The 19,320-nt window shown below is 36.3% G+C and carries 17 protein-coding genes; 12 read left to right on the top strand and 5 right to left on the bottom strand.

Translation table 11 applies throughout. From position 1 onward, the window contains the following. Nucleotides 1-8: 8 nt before the first annotated feature. Both pckA and Q0Q99_RS12595 read right to left on the bottom strand, forming a co-directional pair. Nucleotides 9-1,634, bottom strand: coding sequence for a phosphoenolpyruvate carboxykinase (ATP) (gene pckA, locus Q0Q99_RS12600; protein WP_293896590.1), 1,626 nt, complete (start codon nucleotides 1,632-1,634; stop codon nucleotides 9-11). 81 nt (nucleotides 1,635-1,715) lie between these two features. Further along, nucleotides 1,716-2,102 carry a DUF423 domain-containing protein gene (locus Q0Q99_RS12595; protein WP_293896587.1) on the bottom strand — a complete coding sequence of 129 codons (387 nt, stop codon included), beginning with the start codon at nucleotides 2,100-2,102 and terminating at the stop codon, nucleotides 1,716-1,718. A 137-nt stretch (nucleotides 2,103-2,239) separates the two neighbouring features. Here Q0Q99_RS12595 and Q0Q99_RS12590 point away from each other — a divergent pair, with 137 nt between their 5' ends. The 4 genes from Q0Q99_RS12590 to Q0Q99_RS12575 all read left to right on the top strand — a co-directional run bounded on the left by Q0Q99_RS12590 (nucleotide 2,240) and on the right by Q0Q99_RS12575 (nucleotide 5,325). Further along, on the top strand, nucleotides 2,240-3,001 hold the full coding sequence (locus Q0Q99_RS12590; RefSeq protein ID WP_293896584.1) for a DUF3108 domain-containing protein: 762 nt from the start codon (nucleotides 2,240-2,242) through the stop codon (nucleotides 2,999-3,001). 2 nt (nucleotides 3,002-3,003) lie between these two features. Then, nucleotides 3,004-3,330 carry a hypothetical protein gene (locus tag Q0Q99_RS12585; protein WP_293896581.1) on the top strand — a complete coding sequence of 109 codons (327 nt, stop codon included), beginning with the start codon at nucleotides 3,004-3,006 and terminating at the stop codon, nucleotides 3,328-3,330. An 11-nt stretch (nucleotides 3,331-3,341) separates the two neighbouring features. Beyond that, the gene (locus Q0Q99_RS12580; RefSeq protein WP_293896578.1) at nucleotides 3,342-4,715 is read left to right on the top strand and encodes a saccharopine dehydrogenase family protein; all 1,374 of its coding nucleotides are present in this window, start codon (nucleotides 3,342-3,344) and stop codon (nucleotides 4,713-4,715) included. 139 nt (nucleotides 4,716-4,854) lie between these two features. Then, nucleotides 4,855-5,325, top strand: coding sequence for an Lrp/AsnC ligand binding domain-containing protein (locus Q0Q99_RS12575; protein WP_293896575.1), 471 nt, complete (start codon nucleotides 4,855-4,857; stop codon nucleotides 5,323-5,325). Here Q0Q99_RS12575 and Q0Q99_RS12570 read toward each other — a convergent pair whose 3' ends face one another. Together Q0Q99_RS12570 and leuS are read right to left on the bottom strand one after the other, a co-directional pair. Next, nucleotides 5,326-5,904 (bottom strand): hypothetical protein, encoded by a 579-nt coding sequence (locus tag Q0Q99_RS12570; protein WP_293896572.1) that lies wholly within the window; start codon nucleotides 5,902-5,904, stop codon nucleotides 5,326-5,328. A 605-nt stretch (nucleotides 5,905-6,509) separates the two neighbouring features. After that, nucleotides 6,510-9,395, bottom strand: coding sequence for a leucine--tRNA ligase (gene leuS / locus Q0Q99_RS12565; RefSeq protein ID WP_293896569.1), 2,886 nt, complete (start codon nucleotides 9,393-9,395; stop codon nucleotides 6,510-6,512). A gap of 372 nt (nucleotides 9,396-9,767) precedes the next feature. Here leuS and Q0Q99_RS12560 point away from each other — a divergent pair, with 372 nt between their 5' ends. The 8 genes from Q0Q99_RS12560 (at nucleotide 9,768) to Q0Q99_RS12525 (ending at nucleotide 16,929) form a co-directional block, all read left to right on the top strand. Next, the gene (locus Q0Q99_RS12560) at nucleotides 9,768-10,643 is read left to right on the top strand and encodes a permease-like cell division protein FtsX (protein ID WP_293896566.1); all 876 of its coding nucleotides are present in this window, start codon (nucleotides 9,768-9,770) and stop codon (nucleotides 10,641-10,643) included. Nucleotides 10,644-10,697: 54 nt separating this feature from the next. Further along, the gene (locus Q0Q99_RS12555; protein WP_293896563.1) at nucleotides 10,698-10,943 is read left to right on the top strand and encodes a DUF3098 domain-containing protein; all 246 of its coding nucleotides are present in this window, start codon (nucleotides 10,698-10,700) and stop codon (nucleotides 10,941-10,943) included. Beyond that, a complete protein-coding gene (locus Q0Q99_RS12550; protein WP_293896560.1) occupies nucleotides 10,943-11,740 on the top strand; it encodes an undecaprenyl-diphosphate phosphatase in 798 nt (265 codons plus the stop codon). The genes Q0Q99_RS12555 and Q0Q99_RS12550 overlap by 1 nt, the downstream gene beginning before the upstream one ends. Then, a complete protein-coding gene (gene truB / locus Q0Q99_RS12545) occupies nucleotides 11,740-12,441 on the top strand; it encodes a tRNA pseudouridine(55) synthase TruB (RefSeq protein ID WP_293896557.1) in 702 nt (233 codons plus the stop codon). The genes Q0Q99_RS12550 and truB overlap by 1 nt, the downstream gene beginning before the upstream one ends. After that, complete coding sequence (locus Q0Q99_RS12540) at nucleotides 12,431-12,985, top strand: hypothetical protein (protein WP_293896554.1); 555 nt, start codon at nucleotides 12,431-12,433, stop codon at nucleotides 12,983-12,985. The genes truB and Q0Q99_RS12540 overlap by 11 nt, the downstream gene beginning before the upstream one ends. A gap of 79 nt (nucleotides 12,986-13,064) precedes the next feature. Further along, nucleotides 13,065-13,772 (top strand): UMP kinase, encoded by a 708-nt coding sequence (gene pyrH, locus Q0Q99_RS12535; RefSeq protein ID WP_293896551.1) that lies wholly within the window; start codon nucleotides 13,065-13,067, stop codon nucleotides 13,770-13,772. 6 nt (nucleotides 13,773-13,778) lie between these two features. Beyond that, nucleotides 13,779-14,339 (top strand): ribosome recycling factor, encoded by a 561-nt coding sequence (frr, locus tag Q0Q99_RS12530; protein ID WP_293896548.1) that lies wholly within the window; start codon nucleotides 13,779-13,781, stop codon nucleotides 14,337-14,339. A 103-nt stretch (nucleotides 14,340-14,442) separates the two neighbouring features. Then, nucleotides 14,443-16,929 (top strand): DUF5686 family protein, encoded by a 2,487-nt coding sequence (locus Q0Q99_RS12525; RefSeq protein ID WP_293896545.1) that lies wholly within the window; start codon nucleotides 14,443-14,445, stop codon nucleotides 16,927-16,929. Here the strand turns inward: Q0Q99_RS12525 and Q0Q99_RS12520 are convergent, their stop codons facing one another. Next, the gene (locus Q0Q99_RS12520; RefSeq protein WP_293896542.1) at nucleotides 16,930-19,200 is read right to left on the bottom strand and encodes a cation:proton antiporter; all 2,271 of its coding nucleotides are present in this window, start codon (nucleotides 19,198-19,200) and stop codon (nucleotides 16,930-16,932) included. Nucleotides 19,201-19,320 lie beyond the last annotated feature (120 nt).

The following is a 19,320-nucleotide window of genomic DNA, read 5'->3' as shown; positions in this document are numbered from 1 at the left end:
TTGTTGATCTATAATTGCGGTCCGGCCTTTATTAAACTTTGGCCTTCTTCATTATCAATATACTGTTCAAAGTTTTTAACAAATAAGGATGCTAAGTTGCTTGCTTTCTTATTCCAATCTGTAACATTTTCGTAAGTATCTCTAGGATCTAAAATTGAAGAATTCACATCATGCAAAGAAGTTGGGACTTCTAAATTGAAAACCGGAACTGTTTTGGTTTCAGCATTTTCAATCGAACCATCTAAGATAGCATCAATGATAGCGCGTGTATCCTTTATAGAAATCCGTTTTCCTGTTCCGTTCCAGCCTGTATTAACCATATAAGCTTTAGCTTGGTTTTTCTCCATTTTCTTAACCAATTCTTCTCCATATTTTGTTGGATGCAATGTCAAAAATGCTTTTCCAAAACAAGCAGAGAATGTTGGTGTTGGTTCTGTAATTCCACGTTCTGTTCCGGCTAATTTAGCTGTAAATCCGGAAAGAAAATAATATTTAGTTTGTTCCGGTGTTAATTTTGAAACCGGAGGCATTACACCAAAAGCATCTGCCGTAAGGAAAATAACCTTATTGGCATGACCCGCTTTTGAAACTGGTTTTACTATATTGTGTATGTGATAAATTGGATAGGAAACCCTCGTGTTTTGAGTTACTGAAGTGTCTTTGAAATCAATTGTTCCATCTGTATTAACGGTAACATTTTCTAATAATGCATCTCTTTTGATTGCACCATAAATATCTGGTTCGTTCTCCTTGCTCAAATCTATGGTTTTAGCATAACAACCGCCTTCAAAATTGAAAACGCCTTCGCTATCCCAACCGTGTTCATCGTCACCAATTAATTCACGTTTTGGGTCGGTAGACAAGGTTGTTTTTCCTGTTCCCGAAAGGCCAAAGAAAACTGCTACATCGCCATCTTTACCTTTATTAGCCGAACAATGCATCGAAGCAATTCCTTGTAATGGTAAATAATAATTCATCATGGCAAACATTCCTTTTTTCATTTCGCCGCCATACCAAGTACCACCAATAATCTGAATTTTTTCAGTTAAATTAAAGGCAACATATACTTCGGAATTTAATCCATGAGCTGCGTAATCTTTAAAAGAAGTTTTAGAACCATTCATCACAATAAAATCAGGCTCACCAAAATTTTCAAGTTCAGCTTCTGTTGGACGAATAAACATATTGATAACAAAATGCGCCTGCCAGGCTACTTCCATAATAAAACGCACTTTTAATCGCGTATTCTCATTGGCGCCACAAAAGGCATCAACCACATATAATTTCTTGCCCGATAATTGATTGGTCGTGTTTTCCTTTAATGCTTCCCAGGTAGTTTGGGTTATAGGCTTATTATCGTTAGCTGCTTTATCTGAATTCCACCAAATAGTGTTTTCAGTAATGCTGTCCTTGACAATATATTTATCCTTTGGTGAACGGCCGGTAAAAACACCAGTCATAACATTTACAGCTCCAAGTTCTGTTAATTGACCTTTTTCAAAACCTTGTAAATTTGGATTTAATTCATCATTGTATAACTGTTCGAATGACGGGTTGTGAATTATTTCTTGGACATTTTTAATCCCATATTTCTCTAACGAAATCGATTTCGTTATTTGAGCGTAGTTCTCCATAGAAATTAGTTTGCGTTGCATAATCAATTAGGTAACAAATGTAAAAATTAAAATTTAGAAACTATTTTTTTTATTAAAATATTATTTTTTTGCTTTTATAATATTCCAAAACAGAATGCTCCAAGCCAGTATTAATAAGGCGCCGCCAATGGGTGTAACCAATCCAATAACCTTAAAATCAACTCCTGTTATTGCTTTTGTAGTCAATAAATAAATGGAACCAGAGAAGAAAATTACCCCAAAAATTACCAATTGAAAAACGATTTTTTTTGCTTTTTCATCAAGCAAAATATTTAGACCTAAAAACAATAGAAACAGTGCGTGATACATTTGATATTTTACTCCGGTTTCGAAAGCGTTAAGCTGGTCAACCGATAACTGTTTCTTTAATTCATGAGCTCCAAAAGCGCCTAGAATTATTGCTAAAATTCCCATAAAGGCTCCAACACTTGTTATTTTTCTTTCCATTCCTATAAGTCTATTACTAAAGCGCTAATTTATTCGTTATCTCAATACCATTGAAGAAAATTTCACGTTTCTTTTGTCTCGAAATTTCCATACTAACATTTTAAAAATTTTATATTTGCACCAATCAATTTTCAATCATGAAGAAAATATCTTTTATATTTTGTTACTTTTTTGTTTTCTGTTCTTTAGCAACCATGTATAGCCAAACTATAAAATCAGGCGAAAAACTGGTTTTTGCAGGTTCTTATAACATGAGTGGTTTGATGACGCAATTGGCGCAAGTTACAATGTCTACCGAAAATGTTACGACTGCCAAAAATACTTATTTACACCTGAGTTGCGAATTATCAACGTATAGCAAATGGGATTCGTTTTTCAAAATCAGGGATTTATATGAAACTTATGTAAATCCGGCGACTTTAAAACCAAGTTTATACAAACGAAACATTGACGAAGGTGGTTGGACCAAAAAAGAAAAATATGTATTCAAAGGCAACACGGTTAACAGCACATCGAAGAAAAGAAACAGGCCAGAAACTCAAAAAACATTTACCATTGGAGCATCAACACAAGATGTAATTTCTTTACTTTATAAAGTCAGAACCATGGATTTGAACAAGTTCAAAGTCGGGCAAACCCAAGCCTTAATGATTGTTTTTGACGAAAAGCAAATCCCTGTTACATTAAAATATATGGGAAAAGAAACCATAAATGCGGGAAATTTAGGCAGCAAAGAATGTTACAAACTATCAATTGGCGCTAAAACCGATGCCTTGAAAGGAAAAGACAAAAATTTAATCTGGCTTACCGCCGACTCAAAAAAAGTTCCGGCTTTGCTAAAGTTTAGCATTCCGGTTGGAACTGGGCAATTAACCTTAACCTCAGCAAGCGGAATTTAATCATGAGAAAGATACTTGTTGTTTTAGGAATTGTTTTGACTATACTAGCAATCATTTTTTCGGTATTTCCGCTTGATACTATTGCTTTTTTACCAATTGGATTGGCTATGATTTTTTGCTTGATACTGCTTAAAAAATCGCCGACAAATCAAAAAAAACTACCGAATATTTTATTACTTTTATGTGTACTTGCATCCTTATTTGTATTAGGGAAAACACTTTTGGTGAAAGACGAAGTGGTGAAAGATATCAAATTCGAAAAAGAAAAAATTGAAACCAAGAAAGAAGCAAAAAAAGAACTCGAAGATTTAGAAAAGGATTTGGAATAAAAAACAACAAGATGAGAAACATTTTAATCATTGGTGCCGGGCGTTCAGCGTCTTCTCTAATAAAATATCTTTTAAGAAAATCTACCCAGGAAGACTTAAATGTAACCATAGCAGATTTATCAATTGAATTAGCCAGAAGGAAAACATATAATCATCCAAATGCCAACCCAATTGCATTAGACATTAATAGTGTCGAACAACGCCAGGCCGAAATTCAGAAAGCAGATATCGTTATTTCAATGCTGCCCGCTCACATGCATATTGAAGTGGCAAAAGATTGCGTTACTTTCAAGAAAAATATGGTAACTGCCTCGTATGTTTCGGACGAAATGCAAAGTCTGGATGAAGCAGTAAAAGCCAACAACCTAATTTTTATGAATGAAGTTGGGCTCGATCCTGGTGTTGACCACATGAGTGCCATGAAAGTGATCCATGAAATTGAAGCCAAAGGTGGTAAAATGATTTTATTTGAATCATTTTGTGGCGGTTTGGTAGCTCCTGAATCAGATGATAATCTATGGAATTACAAATTTACGTGGGCGCCTCGAAACGTGGTGTTAGCAGGTCAGGGTGGTGCTGCCAAATTTATTCAGGAAGGAAAATACAAATATATTCCGTATCACAAATTGTTCCGCAGAACAGAATTTTTCCATGTGGAAGGTTATGGTAAATTTGAAGGATATGCCAATCGGGATTCATTAAAATACAGAAGTATTTATGGCCTTGATGATATTCTGACTCTGTATCGGGGAACAATCCGTAGGGTTGGTTTTTCTAAAGCGTGGAATATGTTTGTGCAATTAGGCATGACTGACGATTCTTATGTGATGGAAAATTCGGAGACGATGAGTTACCGTGATTTTATCAATTCCTTTTTACCGTTTCACGCATCCGATTCGGTTGAATTAAAAACGCGAATGTCACTTGGTATTGAACAAGACGACATCATGTGGGACAAATTGATGGAACTCGATATCTTTAACAAAAAGAAGATAGTTGGACTCAGAAACGCTACTCCGGCACAAATTTTAGAACGCATCTTAAACGACAGTTGGACATTACAAACTGAAGACAAAGACATGATTGTGATGTGTCATAAATTTGGTTACGAACTTGATGGCGAACGCAAACAAATAGATAGCAAAATGGTTTGCATAGGCGATGACCAAATTTATACAGCAATGGCAAAAACCGTGGGTTTACCAGTTGCGATAGCAACCTTGCAGATTCTGAATGGCAACATTAAAACGCCCGGCGTACAATTACCAATCAGAAAAGAAGTCTACGAACCTATCTTGAAAGAGTTGGCATCACATGGCATCGTTTTCCACGAAACGGAGATGCCTTATGTGGGTTATAATCCTGATAAATTGCTAGGTAATTAACAGGCCGTAAAAAAATTGACCACAAATTCCCAAATTTAAACAAATCAATAATTTGCGAATTTGCGATTATTTACTTTATAATGATATTAAGTTAAACATTTGAAGTAATATGCTACTTTTGATTTTCAAATGTAATCTAATGAAAATAAATCAACTACAAATAGAAATTGACGGCATCGATAAAGAAATCCTTCGCGATTTAATGGAAGACGCCCGAAAGCCGATATTGCAGATTGCCAATAAGATTGGTATTTCCGGCGCGGCTATTCACCAACGTTTGCGAAAGCTTGAAGATGCAGGCGTAATTGCCAGTTCGAAACTAATTGTAGATAATAAAGTTTTAGGTTATAAAACCATGGCATTTATTGGAATTTATCTCGAAAAAGCATCGAGTAATTCGGAGGCGGTGAAAGAACTTAAGAAAATACCGGAAGTTTTGGAATGCCACTATACAACAGGAAACTGGAGCATCTTAATCAAAATGATTTGCCGCGATAACGAACATTTGATGCAGCTCCTTAACAAAAAAATCCAACCTATTAATGGCGTTTCGAGAACTGAAACCTTTATTTCACTTGAGCAACAAATTGAAAGACAGATACAATTGTAATTAAACTTTAATGTGCCCCCAGTTTTCGCCGCGTTTAATTCGGCTAATCTGCATTTCACTTATTCCAAATTGTTTCGCTAACATCTTCATCCTCGTATTTTGATTGGGTTTATTCAGCAGCTTTTTTAGATAAATAACTTTTGTAGTAGTTAATTTTCTCCCATCTGCTTTTATGTTATGCTCAATTAGATTTCTCATTGAATTAATTACATGAGGGCTTTTCTTATAGTGTGCAAGCTTCTCTTCGTATGTTGCCCATTTTAGATTTTTTATCAAGTCATTATCCCGAACATAATCTAAATGCAATACATATTGTTGCTCTTCAGAAGTTTTTGGTATAAAAAGTTGTGCTACCAGTTTGTATATAAATACTGTCTTGTAACTTCTTTTTCCATTCACCGACTTTCCGTAACGAAAGGTCTTATAGCCATCTGAATAAGATCCTTTTAATTCGTTTGCATCTTTTAAGTTCTCAGAAAAACTTATGAGCCGTCCTCTGTTGGAAACAGCGTACCTAAATTTTAATGGAAAATCAGTTTCGATTTCCCGAAATTCTTCGTTTGTATAAAGTATAATCATCTATTTGTGGTATTTAGATATTCAAACTTACGAAAAAATTATTCTTTTAGGGTTAAATATCTTGAATAAACTCGCGAATAATGAGGCCTGCGGGAAATAGATTGTTAAAAGCATTCGATGAAATTCGTATTTTCTGGATTGTATTGGTTATTTCTTATCATTATAATGCCCTATCAATTACAAAAAACGCAACATATTGGATAAAAACCCCAATTAACCGCAAATAACCCCAACAAATAATAAAAAACCCCTTATCATTCGCAAAAAACCCCTGTTAAATACTTTTTCACCCCTATTAGATGGACAAAAACCCCAACTAATAAGGAAAAACCCCTCCTATCTCCTAAATCACCCCTATTATATTCTCAATCACCCCTACTAATTGAAAGAAACCCCTATTAAATCTTCATTCACCCCTATTGAATGGAGAAAAACCCCGGTTCGTTATTCTGTCACCCTAACTGATTAGTCTGCCACCCTAATTGGAGAGCATAAAATTTCGACTATGCTTGGGGTTATTTAGGATAGCCAACAAAAAACCCAAACTCTTTTGGAATTTGGGCTTCAATACTTCGCAAGCCAGTACAATGAGTGTGGCTTTTTATTTATCCTACCAGATTAATTACTTTTCCGGGAACGATAATCACTTTATTCGGTGTTTTGCCGTCTAATTGTTTGATGGTTCGTTCATCTGCCATTACGATTTCCTCTATTTGCTTTGGAGATAAATCCAATGGCAGTTTGATGGTAAAACGCATTTTCCCGTTGAAGGAAACCGGATATTCTTTTTCGCTTTCCATTAAATATTTCTCATTTACAATTGGAAAAGGAACTGTAGAAATCGTCCCGAAGCTTCGGGATTCGTGGCTTAATTGCGACCAAAGTTCTTCGGCAATGTGTGGTGCATAAGGAGAAATAACGATTGACAATGGTTCCAATATTTTTCTGTGGTTGCATTTTAGTGCTGCCAATTCGTTTACACAAATCATGAATTGTGATACTGAAGTGTTGAAGGAGAAATTCTCGATGTCTTCGGTAACTTTTTTGATGGTTTTGTGTAGTGATTTGTACATTTCGGCTGTTGGTTCATCGTCAGACACATTCAGACCTGTGTTGTCATCAAAATACAGGCGCCATAGTTTTTTCAGGAAGCCTGAAACTCCTGTGATTCCTGCAGTATTCCACGGTTTTGCCTGCTCTAACGGACCAAGGAACATTTCGTATAAACGCAAAGTATCGGCACCGTAATTGTTACAGATGTCGTCAGGATTGACAACATTGTATTTAGATTTGGACATTTTTTCGACTTCGCGGCCGACGATGTATTTGCCATTTTCTAATATGAATTCGGCATTTTTATAATCAGTATACAATGGATGATTTTTGAAAGCTTCGATGTCTAATTCGTTAGTGATGTCGTTTATAACCGCAAGATCTACGTGAATTGGGTGAACTTTTTCGGTGCCAATTAATCCTTTAGAATATAATTTCTTTGAATCTTCACTTCGATATACAAACGCACTCATCCCCAAAATCATTCCCTGATTGATCAGTTTTTTGAATGGTTCTTCGGTTGGTGCGTAACCCATATCCTTTAGGAACTTGTTCCAGAAACGGGAATATAGTAAATGTCCCGTTGCATGCTCGCTTCCGCCAATGTATAAATCTACGCTTTCCCAGTATTGTAATGCTTCTTGGCTTGAAAATTCGGCATCGTTGTGCGCGTCCATATAACGCATCCAGTACCAGGAGCTTCCTGCCCATCCCGGCATTGTGTTTAACTCTAATGGGTAAACTCCGTTTGAAGATAGCCCTTCTGCTGCGCTCAGGGTGACAAGTTCATTGGAGACAATTTTGTTGTTGATAGAATCCCAAGCCCAATCCGTCGCGTTTCCTAATGGTGGTTGTCCGTCTTCGGTTGGAAGGTATTTTTCTACTTCGGGTAAGATGATTGGTAAATATTTGGAGTCAATCATTTGCGGCATTCCGTTTACATAATACACCGGGAATGGTTCGCCCCAATATCTTTGTCGGGAGAAAACAGCATCGCGCAAACGGTAATTGGTTTTGCCTTTTCCGTGATGGATATTCTCTAGTTCTTCGATGATTTTTTTAGTTGCTGCTTTGTAGCCTAACCCGTTAAGGAAATCCGAATTTAAAAGTTCGAATCCTTCCTTATTCCCAAAAGCAGCTTCAGAAATATCTTTATTGAAAATGTTTTTGATTTCGGGCATTCCGTTTTGTCCGTTGAAGAAGTTTGCAAATGCATAATCCCTTTCATCCCCGGCAGGAACAGCCATTACAGCACCGGTTCCGTAACCTGCTAAAACATAATCGCCAATCCAGATGGGGATTAGTGCCTTAGTAAAAGGATGTTCGGCGTACGCTCCGGTGAAAACTCCGGAAATGGTTTTTACATCCGCCATTCTTTCGCGTTCGGAGCGCTTGGTCGTAGCTTCTACATAGCTTTCAACTGCGGCATTTTGTTCGTCAGTTGTGATTTGAGAAACTAATTCGTGCTCGGGAGCTAAGGTCATAAACGTAACTCCGAAAATGGTATCAGGACGGGTTGTGAAAACTTCGATTGTGGCTTGCGGATGGTTATCCTTTGACGGCACAGTGAACTTCACAGTTGCGCCAACAGATTTTCCAATCCAGTTGCGTTGTGATTCTTTTATAGATTCACTCCAATCGATGGTCTCCAATCCTTGCAATAATCTTTCGGCATAAGCTGAAATCCGCATCGACCATTGTGTCATTTTTTTACGAATAACAGTGTGACCGCCACGCTCGGAAACGCCGTTTATGATCTCGTCATTTGCCAAAACAGTTCCCAATGCTGGGCACCAGTTTACTTCGGTTTCGGCCAAGTAGGTTAATCGGTATTGAAGTAGTATTTTTTGTTTTTCTTCTTCTGAAAAAGCATTCCATTCGTTTGGAAAAAATATTGCAACATTATCATCACAAACCGCATTAACATTAGTATTGCCTCCCATTTCAAAATTTGAAATCAAAGTTGAAATGTCTTCTGCTTTATCGGTTTCCTTATTATACCAAGAATTGAACAATTGGATGAAAATCCACTGTGTATGTTTGTAGTAATCGGGATTGGATGTACGCACTTCACGACTCCAATCGAATGAAAGACCAATTTTGTCCAATTGCTCCCGGTAACGCGCAATATTTTCACGAGTTGTTTTTTCCGGATGTTGCCCGGTTTGAATTGCGTATTGCTCTGCGGGAAGCCCAAAAGAGTCGTAGCCTTGCGGATGCAGCACATTAAAACCTTTATGACGTTTGAAACGCGCGACGATATCAGATGCTATATATCCTAATGGATGGCCAACATGTAAGCCGGCACCTGATGGATATGGAAACATGTCGAGCACATAATATTTTGGTTTATCGGAATCATTAGAGGCAGCAAAAGTTTGATTTTCAGCCCAATACTGTTGCCATTTTTCTTCGATTTTTTCGTGGAAGTATTTCATTCGTCGTTAATATTGTTTTTTATCGGTCGAATGCTGTCGCTCTTCGAGCTCGAGTCATTTGAGTTACACAAAGTCGCAAAGTCGCAAAGTTGCTGGTGTTTATAAATAGTCAATTCGTTTACTTTTTTAGCCCCGATGGTAGTGGAAATCCTGTCATTGCGAAGACAATCATGATTAGATTTGCTTCGTTCCTCGCAATGACAGATTGCAACGGACAGCGGGAAAATGGTTTGCTGAAACTACAACAAACCATTCGCTGCTACAAAATTTAAGCGGCAAATTTACGTTTATTATAATAAAGTTAAAAGTTTGTACGTTATAAAGAAGAAAAACAATTTTCTTTATTATTTTTACCACATCAAAATCCAATTTATGTTATCATCATTTGAAAAATTTCAGAAACGCAGAGTTATTACCTCCTATTTTTCGGTTGTGTTGAGTATCTTTTTAGTGTTGTTTTTATTAGGGATTTTGGGACTTTTTGTAATTAATTCAAAACGATTATCAGATAATTTCAAAGAAGAGATTGCCATGACCGTTTTCTTTAAAACCGAAGCGGCCGATTCAACTATTGCAGCTTTTACAAGCGAATTGAAAACGGCAAAATTTGCGAAATCCTTTGAATATGTTTCAAAAGAAGCAGCAGCTAAGAAACACATGAAAGTAATTGGCGAGGATTTTATGCAGTTTTTGGGCGTTAATCCGTTGCAAAATTCTTTTGATATTCACCTGAAAGCAGAATATGTAACCAATCAGGGAATTGCAAAAATAGAAAACCGCCTGCGTAAAAACGAAATGATTGCCGACATTGTTTATGACAAGCAGTTAGTAACTTTGGTCAATGATAATATCAAAAATATTAGTATGTGGATTTTGATTATCAGCTGTGCTTTTGCCTTTGTTTCAGTATTGTTGATTAATAGTTCGTTGCGTTTATCAATTTTTGCCAACCGATTTATTATCAAAACCATGCAAATGGTTGGTGCCACTAAGTCATTCATCCGAAAACCGTTTATTCAGCGAAGTGTTTTTTTGGGGTTGATTGGTTCAGCATTGGCAATAATTGCTTTGATTATCGTATTGGCTTATATCCAGAACACGTTTCCAAATCTTGGTATTTTAGAAGATAAATTGGCCATAGGGGTAGTGCTTTTAGGAGTTTTGGTATTGGGCGTTGTGATTACCTGGATAAGTACTTTCTTCGCTACACAGCGCTTTTTGAATTTGAGAACGGATGATTTGTATTAGTAAGAGCCCTTCGACTGCGCTCAGGGTGACAAAATAGAAATAGACAATAGACATATGAAAAACAACGAGCAAAAACCTGATTTTCTTTTTGAAAAGGCAAACTATAAATTTCTGTTTATTGGAATTGCAGTTATCGCTTTAGGGTTTATTTTGATGAGTGGCGGCGGTAGTGATGACCCAACGGTTTTTAACGAAGAAACATTATTCAGTTTTAGGAGAATCCGTTTGGCACCAACGGTTGTTTTGATTGGTTTTGGGATTACGATTTATTCGATATTTAAAAAAACTAACGCTAAATAATGGATTATCTACAGGCTATTGTACTTGCCATCATAGAAGGAATTACCGAATTTCTCCCAATTTCTTCAACAGGCCACATGATAATTGCTTCGTCTTTTTTTGGAATTGCCCATGAGGATTTTACCAAATTATTTACTGTCGTTATTCAGCTTGGTGCTATACTTTCGGTGGTTGTTTTGTATTTCAAACGCTTTTTTCAAACGCTTGATTTTTACTTCAAATTGATTGTTGCCTTTATTCCTGCGGTAGTTTTTGGTCTGCTTTTCAGCAAAAAGATTGATGCATTGCTGGAAAATCCAATTACGGTTGCTGTTTCATTAGTATTAGGCGGAATCATTTTACTTAAAGTCGATGATTGGTTTACCAATAAAGAAGAAGCCCAAACCACAGACGAAATAAGTTATCTGACCGCCTTAAAAATTGGTTTGTTCCAATGTTTAGCTATGATTCCCGGAGTTTCCCGAAGCGGCGCGAGCATCATTGGGGGAATGTCTCAAAAATTATCGAGAAAAACAGCCGCTGAATTTTCATTTTTCCTGGCAGTGCCAACAATGCTTGGTGCTACGGTTAAGAAATGCTACGATTATTATAAGGATGGATTTGTATTATCGCACGACCAGATTAACTTTTTGATTATTGGAAATGTTATCGCTTTTATCGTAGCGATGTTAGCTATCAAATCGTTTATTGGCTATTTATCAAAACACGGCTTTAAGATGTTTGGTTATTACCGGATTTTCGCGGGATTAGCAATACTGATTATCCATTTCTGCATCTTAAAATTAACGACAATCTAATGACTGCGGAAGACTTTTTAGAAGGTCAAATCCTTTTGGTTGACAAACCTTTGAAGTGGTCTTCATTTCAGGCAGTGAATAAACTGAAATACATTTTAAAACGCCAATACAATCTTCCCAAAAAATTTAAAATTGGCCACGCCGGCACTTTAGATCCATTAGCTACAGGTTTGTTGATTGTATGCACTGGTAAATTCACCAAACGAATAACAGAAATTCAAGGTCAGGCCAAAGAATATACCGGAACAATTACAGTTGGTGCTACAACGCCTTCGTATGATTTAGAAACAGAAGTTGATGCCACTTTTCCAACGGAACACATTACAGCAGAATTAATTCAGGAAACTGTAAAACAATTCATTGGCGAAATTGACCAAAAACCACCTGTTTTTTCAGCCATAAAAAAAGATGGAAAACGATTGTACGAGCATGCACGCGAAGGTTCAGAAGTTGAGATTGCGTTTAGAAAAACTACCATACATGAATTCGAAATCACTAAATTTGATTTGCCTGAAGTTGAATTCAGAGTCGTTTGCAGCAAGGGAACTTATATTCGTTCACTTGCATATGACTTTGGAAAAGCACTAAATTCGGGAGCGCATTTATCGGCGCTGCGCCGGACAAAAATCGGAGATTATTTAGTAGAAAATGGCTTTTCTCCGGAAGAATTTGAGAAACAGTTTCAAAATTATGAAAATTAATGTTTCGTTATCTGTCTTGTTGTTTTGTTGTTTTGGTTATTCTCAGGAAGTGCCAAAAGATGGCGATATAGAAAAAACAAGTCTTACTTATGTAAAGTGTGACCTTTCATTTCCCATAAAAGCCAACCAACATGCTGGTGAAATTGATACATACACGGGTGAAAAAGAATATTGGTTTTTACCTGACGGAATCAGTGCACGAATTGGTTTTGGCGTAAAGCCACTTGACTGGATCAATATTGGCGCGAATCTCGGAATTGATTGGAAGGGAAGTAAATGCCTCGTAGTTGCGCCTGTATTTGCAACACTTAAAATATGTCCAAAAGTTGAATCTGATACGCGCATTTTTATCGAGCCCGGATTTGGAAGAGCGTTTGCTTTTGGTAAAAATGATTCAGGTTATTTCAAAAAAATAAGCATCGGAGCAGAAGATACTGATACTGGTTTAGGTTTGTATGTGGAGCTTTGCCAATACGGTTTTAGCAAAAACACCGCTGAAACAATAGGGAGCTTTTGTGTTGGTCTGACATTCAGGATACATTAATCCTTATGTGTAAATCCTTTTTTATCTTTTATCAATAAAAACAGAATATGTTTATATTTGCATCACTAAAAATAGCATAATGAAATACAAACGAATTCTTTTAAAACTTAGCGGTGAAGCTTTAATGGGCGAAAGACAATATGGGATTGACCCAAAACGTCTTGCGGAATATGCTGATGAAATTAAGGAAATTCATAGTAAAGGTGTAGAAATTGCCATTGTTATTGGTGGTGGAAATATTTTTAGGGGAATTGCCGGAGCAAGTAATGGTATGGACAGAGTTCAGGGTGATTATATGGGAATGCTGGCAACGGTTATCAACGGAATGGCTTTACAAGGCGCACTGGAAGATAAAGGAATGTTGACGAGGCTGCAAACGGCTTTGAAAATTGAAGCTATTGCAGAACCTTATATCAAAAGGAGAGCGGTGCGTCACCTTGAAAAAGGAAGAATCGTTATTTTTGGTGCCGGAACCGGAAACCCTTATTTCACTACAGATACGGCTGCGGTTCTTCGTGGTGTAGAAGTGCATGCTGACGTAATTTTGAAAGGGACTCGCGTTGATGGAATTTATGATTCCGATCCTGAAAAAAATGCAAATGCCATAAAATTCGATACTATTACTTTTGATGATGTTATTAAAAAAGGATTGAACGTAATGGATTCTACAGCATTTACTTTAAGTCAGGAAAATGCTTTGCCAATTGTAGTTTTTGATATGAATAAAAAAGGAAATCTATTGAAAATCTGCAATGGAGAAAATGTCGGAACGGTTGTAAAAATCTAATTAAAAATGGAAGAAATTGAATTTATTTTAGACAGTACAAAAGAATCGATGATTGGTTCTATTGCACATTTAGAAAAAGAATTTTTAAATATACGTGCAGGCAAAGCATCACCACAAATGTTGGGAAGTGTATTTGTAGATTATTACGGTTCTCAAACGCCACTAACTCAAGTGTCAAATGTGAATATTCCTGATGCGCGAACGATTACAATTCAACCTTATGAAAAAAGCTTGTTACAAGCCATAGAAAAAGCAATTATGGTAGCCAATATTGGTTTTAACCCTATGAACAATGGGGATATGATTATCATCAATGTACCTGCCTTGACAGAAGAAAGAAGACGTGATTTAGCAAAACAGGCAAAAGCAGAGTCGGAAGATGCGAAAATCAGTATCAGAAATGCCCGAAAAGATGCCAATACTGAAATCAAGAAATTAGAAAAAGAAGGTACCTCGGAAGATATTTGCAAAACGGCGGAAGACGAAATCCAAAAAATAACAGATGGTTTTATCCGGAAGGTCGATGAACATCTGGCAATCAAAGAAGCAGAAATCATGAAAGTGTAAGGCTGTTAATTCAACATTAAATCCGTCACGTTAAAATAAAATTTGACGAGGCGGATTTTTTTATTGCTATTTTTGTTAAATATTTTGTGCCAATTACTTTCAAATGAAGCGATTATTTATACTGTTTTTATTCTTCACGCTGACGCTTCAGGCACAATTTCAGGTCAATGGGATTATAAAAGATTCACAAACCAAAAAAGCGCTGCCATTTGCGACAATTACTACCGAAAATGGCCTTTCAACTATTGCCGATGTTGATGGGGAATTTAATTTTATTTTGACTTCTCAACCTGAGTCTTTGACGGTTTCCTATGTTGGTTATGAATCAAAAAAAATCTCACTATTTGAAATAAAAACTTTTTTTACATTGTATCTTTTGGCCAAAGTTGATGCTTTAAAGGAAGTAACCATTTCAAATGTTAATCCGGCCAATGCCATTATTACCAAAGTAATTCAAGAAAAGCAAAACAACAATCCACAAAAAAAACTGCATAGCTTCCAATTTAAATCGTATACCAAATTACTCGTAACGGCCAATCCGGATTCTATTTCCGGAAAAATTGACACCACGTTTGTGAATTCGGTTACCAAAGTCCAAATCAAGAAAATAGATTCGGCTAATTATAAATTTAAGAAGATTGTTGACAAACAACATTTGTTTCTGACCGAAAAAGTATCCCAATTTCAATTTGAAAAACCAGTTCTGAAAGAAACTATTTTGGGTACTAAAATGGCAGGTTTTAAGGAACCTATTTATGAGTTTCTGGGATTAAGTCTGCAATCGTTTTCGGTTTACGATAATAACTACGAACTTTTTGAAACCAAATACAAAAGCCCGATTTCTAACAATGCATTGAAAGAATATCGCTATAAGGTACTTGATACTATTACCATTGAAAAGCGTGATGTAATTGTGATTTATTTCAAAAATAAAATCAGCAGAAAAGGGCTTGAGGGATTGCTTTATATTGACAAAGAAAATCATGCTATTACTAAAGCTGTGATGCGGATTCGGGGTGTTTTGGACATTACAGGAATTCACGAATTTACTTATTTGACTGAAGAGAAAATTTGGTTCCCTATTCGGAAAAACTTTAAAATAGTTAAAGGAAAAAGTAAGGAACCTACCAAAATTTTGGGCGGACGAATTGAGTTTGCTGCCGAAAATGATGACACTAATTCAAAAAAGGCTGCCTCTGATTTTACTTATGTTTCATCAGAAATGGATGTTTTTGATTTAGCATTAAACACCAATCTGAAAATCAAAAAATCTTTCGTTGCCATCGAAGTTAAGAACAATGCCAACAAACGAGATGATACATTTTGGAAACAAAACCGAACCGATAGTCTAGACAGGCGAAGCGAACGCACTTATATAACTCTGGATAGTATCGTAACAAAAAGAAATATCGAGAAAAAAATCAAATATGGAAGAAAAATAATTAATGGTTATGTGCCGTTTGGCCCGATTGATTTGGATTTGCGTTATCTTTTGAGTTATAATAATTTTGAAGGATTTCGCATCGGGATTGGCGGAATTACCAATGATTCTTTTTCCAAAAAGCTTCGTTTTGAAGGCTATACTGCCTATGGCTTGAAAGACCAAACTATCAAATATAATTTAGGAACTGCAGTTAGGATTGGTAATTTCTCCAATACGTGGATTGGCGGTTCGTATACTGATGACGTGCGGGAAATAGCGAGTACCAGTTTTGCTACGGATAAAAGAATCTTTAAACTCTATGATCCAAGGCCAATCAACATTAGTACTTTTTATAATCACAAAACCTGGCGCGGATATATTGAAACCAAAATCATCCCAAAAACAGAATCAATTTGGCAATTTTCGCATAGCGAAATAAGTCCGTTGTTTAATTACACATTCAATTATGACAGCCATTTGTATCGTGATTTTACGATGTCAACCGCTATGTTTTCAATACAATGGAATCCTTTTAGCGATTTAATGCAAACGCCAAATGGCAAAATAGAATTTGAAAAACGGTATCCAAAATTCACTTTTCAGTTTACAAAATCCTTACCGAATTTCCTTGCTAATGATTTTGATTTTGGAAAAGTTGATGCCCGGATTGAGTATGAAAAAAAATATCTAAACGGGCAGAAATCGGCAGTATTACTTCAGGCCGGATATGCTTTTGGTGCATTGCCATTGACACATTTGTATAATACTTCTCCCAATAATTTAACTAAGGACAAACTTTTGCAAAGAATCACTATTGCCGGGAAAAACAGTTTTGAAACGATGTATTTCAATGAGTTCTTTTCGAGCGAATTTGTCATGCTACAATTCAAACATGGTTTTAAAAGAATAGAATTGTTCAAAAAAGTGAAGCCATCACTTGTTTTGGTCACGCGGATGGCTTGGGGAAATCTGCAACATCCCGAGCGACATCTTGGTATTGAATACAAAACTTTAGTAAAAGGTTTTTTTGAATCAGGTATTGAATTGAATCAAATATATAAAGGTTTTGGATTGACGGGATTTTACAGATATGGCCCAAACCAATTGCCTCGATTTGAAGATAATTTAGCTGTAAAATTGAGTTTTGTACTTGATTTAGGGTTTTAATTAAGGCTTAATAATCAAGACCGAAGGAATATCTGTTAGCCACGAAACTTCATCTTCGATTAGTTTTTTCCAGGTTTCTAAGCTAAAAATTATCAAATCCTGCTGTAGTAAAAAAGGCTTGTTGAGTTGGTCAGGATGAATTACCTCGATATTATCCTGATAATTTTGTTGCACTGCTGACAAAGCATTTTCTACGATAAAATTGTTTTTGGTATGTTCGTTGTTGTCCAAAAGCGTCACATGAGATTCGTTATTGTAAATCAATTTTTGTGCATAATCAATCAAAAAAACATCGCCAACGCTAAAAATCCCAACAAATACTTTTTTTATGTCGTGTATGTCCTTATCAATGAAAACTCCCAATGGTGTCTTGGTTTTGGAAATAATCAAACGTGTCCTATCATCAAAAGGTGAATTCTCAAACAACCCTTCTTTTCCTTTAAATTTATCCAGTAATCTGTCTGGGTTGATAATTCGTGTAGTAAAGCCGAGCACTTTCCCCAAGAGAGTTCCCTCAAAAATAGATTTTCCTAAACCTACCAATACTAAATCATATTTTCCTTGTTTGGCAATATTAGCAATATCGGTTTCTATATCACCGGTCGCTTTAAAAATAGTCGTAATTTCCTGTTTGAGTTTTTTAGATTCCTCCAGGATAGGTTTGAAAGTTTGTCGTTCGTATTCTTCCAGATTATAGGAATGCATCTCATCACTTATCGTTAAATGCATTGCTGTTACATTGGCGGTATCGGGCTGTTTCTTGGTAAGACTGTTTGCTAAACGAAGTAATGATTTTCCTTTTTCGTTGTTACCAAATGAAATAAGAATATTAAAGTCGGAGCTTTTTTTAACTTCAGCAGGAATAATGGTATTTTTTGTCTTAAAAATAAAATTAATGATATCCAATGCGGGTCCAGTCATAAAAGTAGTGACCAAAGCCATGATTACCATCATGGTAAATACTTTTGGCGAAAGCACACCTAATTCGTAACCGATGTTTAGCACTACTAATTCCATTAAACCGCGCGTGTTCATTAAGGCGCCAATAGTCAAACTGTCGCGCCAACTTTGTCCCACAAATTTAGCAGCCAAGGCGCTTCCGAAAAATTTCCCTACTACGGCAACCAGGATAATATATCCCGTTATTTTCCACAAATAAGGCTCATTGATTAAGCCAATTTCCGTTCGCAATCCCGTGAAAACAAAGAAGAGTGGCAATAATAAAATCACGGAAACATCCTCTATTTTTTCAATAAATATATTTCTGAATTTAGTTATGTCGGGCATTATTGCTCCCATCATAAACGCTCCAAATAGAGCATGAATGCCAATAATTTCACTCACATAAGAAGAAATGATTAAGGTTAAAAGGAAAATAGCAACAACCGACTTTTTGATGTTATTTTTCTTGGCATATAGATCTCCCACCCGCTTCAAGAATGGCTTAACAATAAAAAGCATAGCCAAAACGTAAATCAGCGCTAACCCAATAACATATAAGGAACTAATGAAGCTTCCCGCCTTCACTATAGCAATAACCACTGCTAAAATACACCATGCAGTAATATCGTCAGCGGCAGCACACGTAATTACAATAGTTCCTAATCTGGTTTTGTGGATACCTCGTTCCTGAACAATTCGGGCCAAAACCGGAAACGCCGTGATACTCATGGCGATTCCCAAAAACAAACTAAACGATAAAAATTCTATTCCCGGCGGAGCAAATTCGTGGTAGATATAATAGGCAAGTCCTATTCCCAGCGCAAAGGGAATTACAATGCTCGCATGACTTATTACTACAGCTTCGTTAGCTTTATTTTTTAAGACTTTTAAGTCAAGCTCCATTCCGATAACGAACATAAAAAGTATTAATCCAATCTGGCTTAGCAATTGAAGATTTCCAAGCGAATCCACAGGGAACAAAGCTTCTTTCATGTCGGGAAAATACAAACCAAAAAGCGATGGCCCGAGTACAATTCCGGCGATGATTTCACCAATTACGGAAGGCTGGCCAATCTTTCTGAAAATCCATCCAAAAATCCGGGCAACCAAAACAATGGTAATGATCTGAAAAAGTAATAACGCTAGCGGATGCTGTAAATTATGATAGAGCGAAGATAAGAACTGTGCCCATTGGCTGTCCGCCGATGATGGAGAAACAATTGTTCTCCCAACTTCCAGCAATTTTCCTTGTTCGACAATCCAATACATTAACCAAGTAAAACCACCAATAATGATCAGATAGAATAAAGTATTTTTTAAGTTTCTCATTCAGAAATTGTGACGTTATGCATACAAAGATGCTAAAAAACAATTTATTTTTTCCCTTTTTTTTTGGCAGTTAACAATTATTTAAAGTTCGGTCTTGAATCGGTTATAAATAATAGAAAT

Source organism: Flavobacterium sp. (genome assembly GCF_025352425.1).
Lineage (GTDB): Bacteria > Bacteroidota > Bacteroidia > Flavobacteriales > Flavobacteriaceae > Flavobacterium.
The sequence above is the reverse complement of the archived record's forward strand: the minus strand, read 5'-3'. Positions and strand labels throughout refer to the sequence as shown.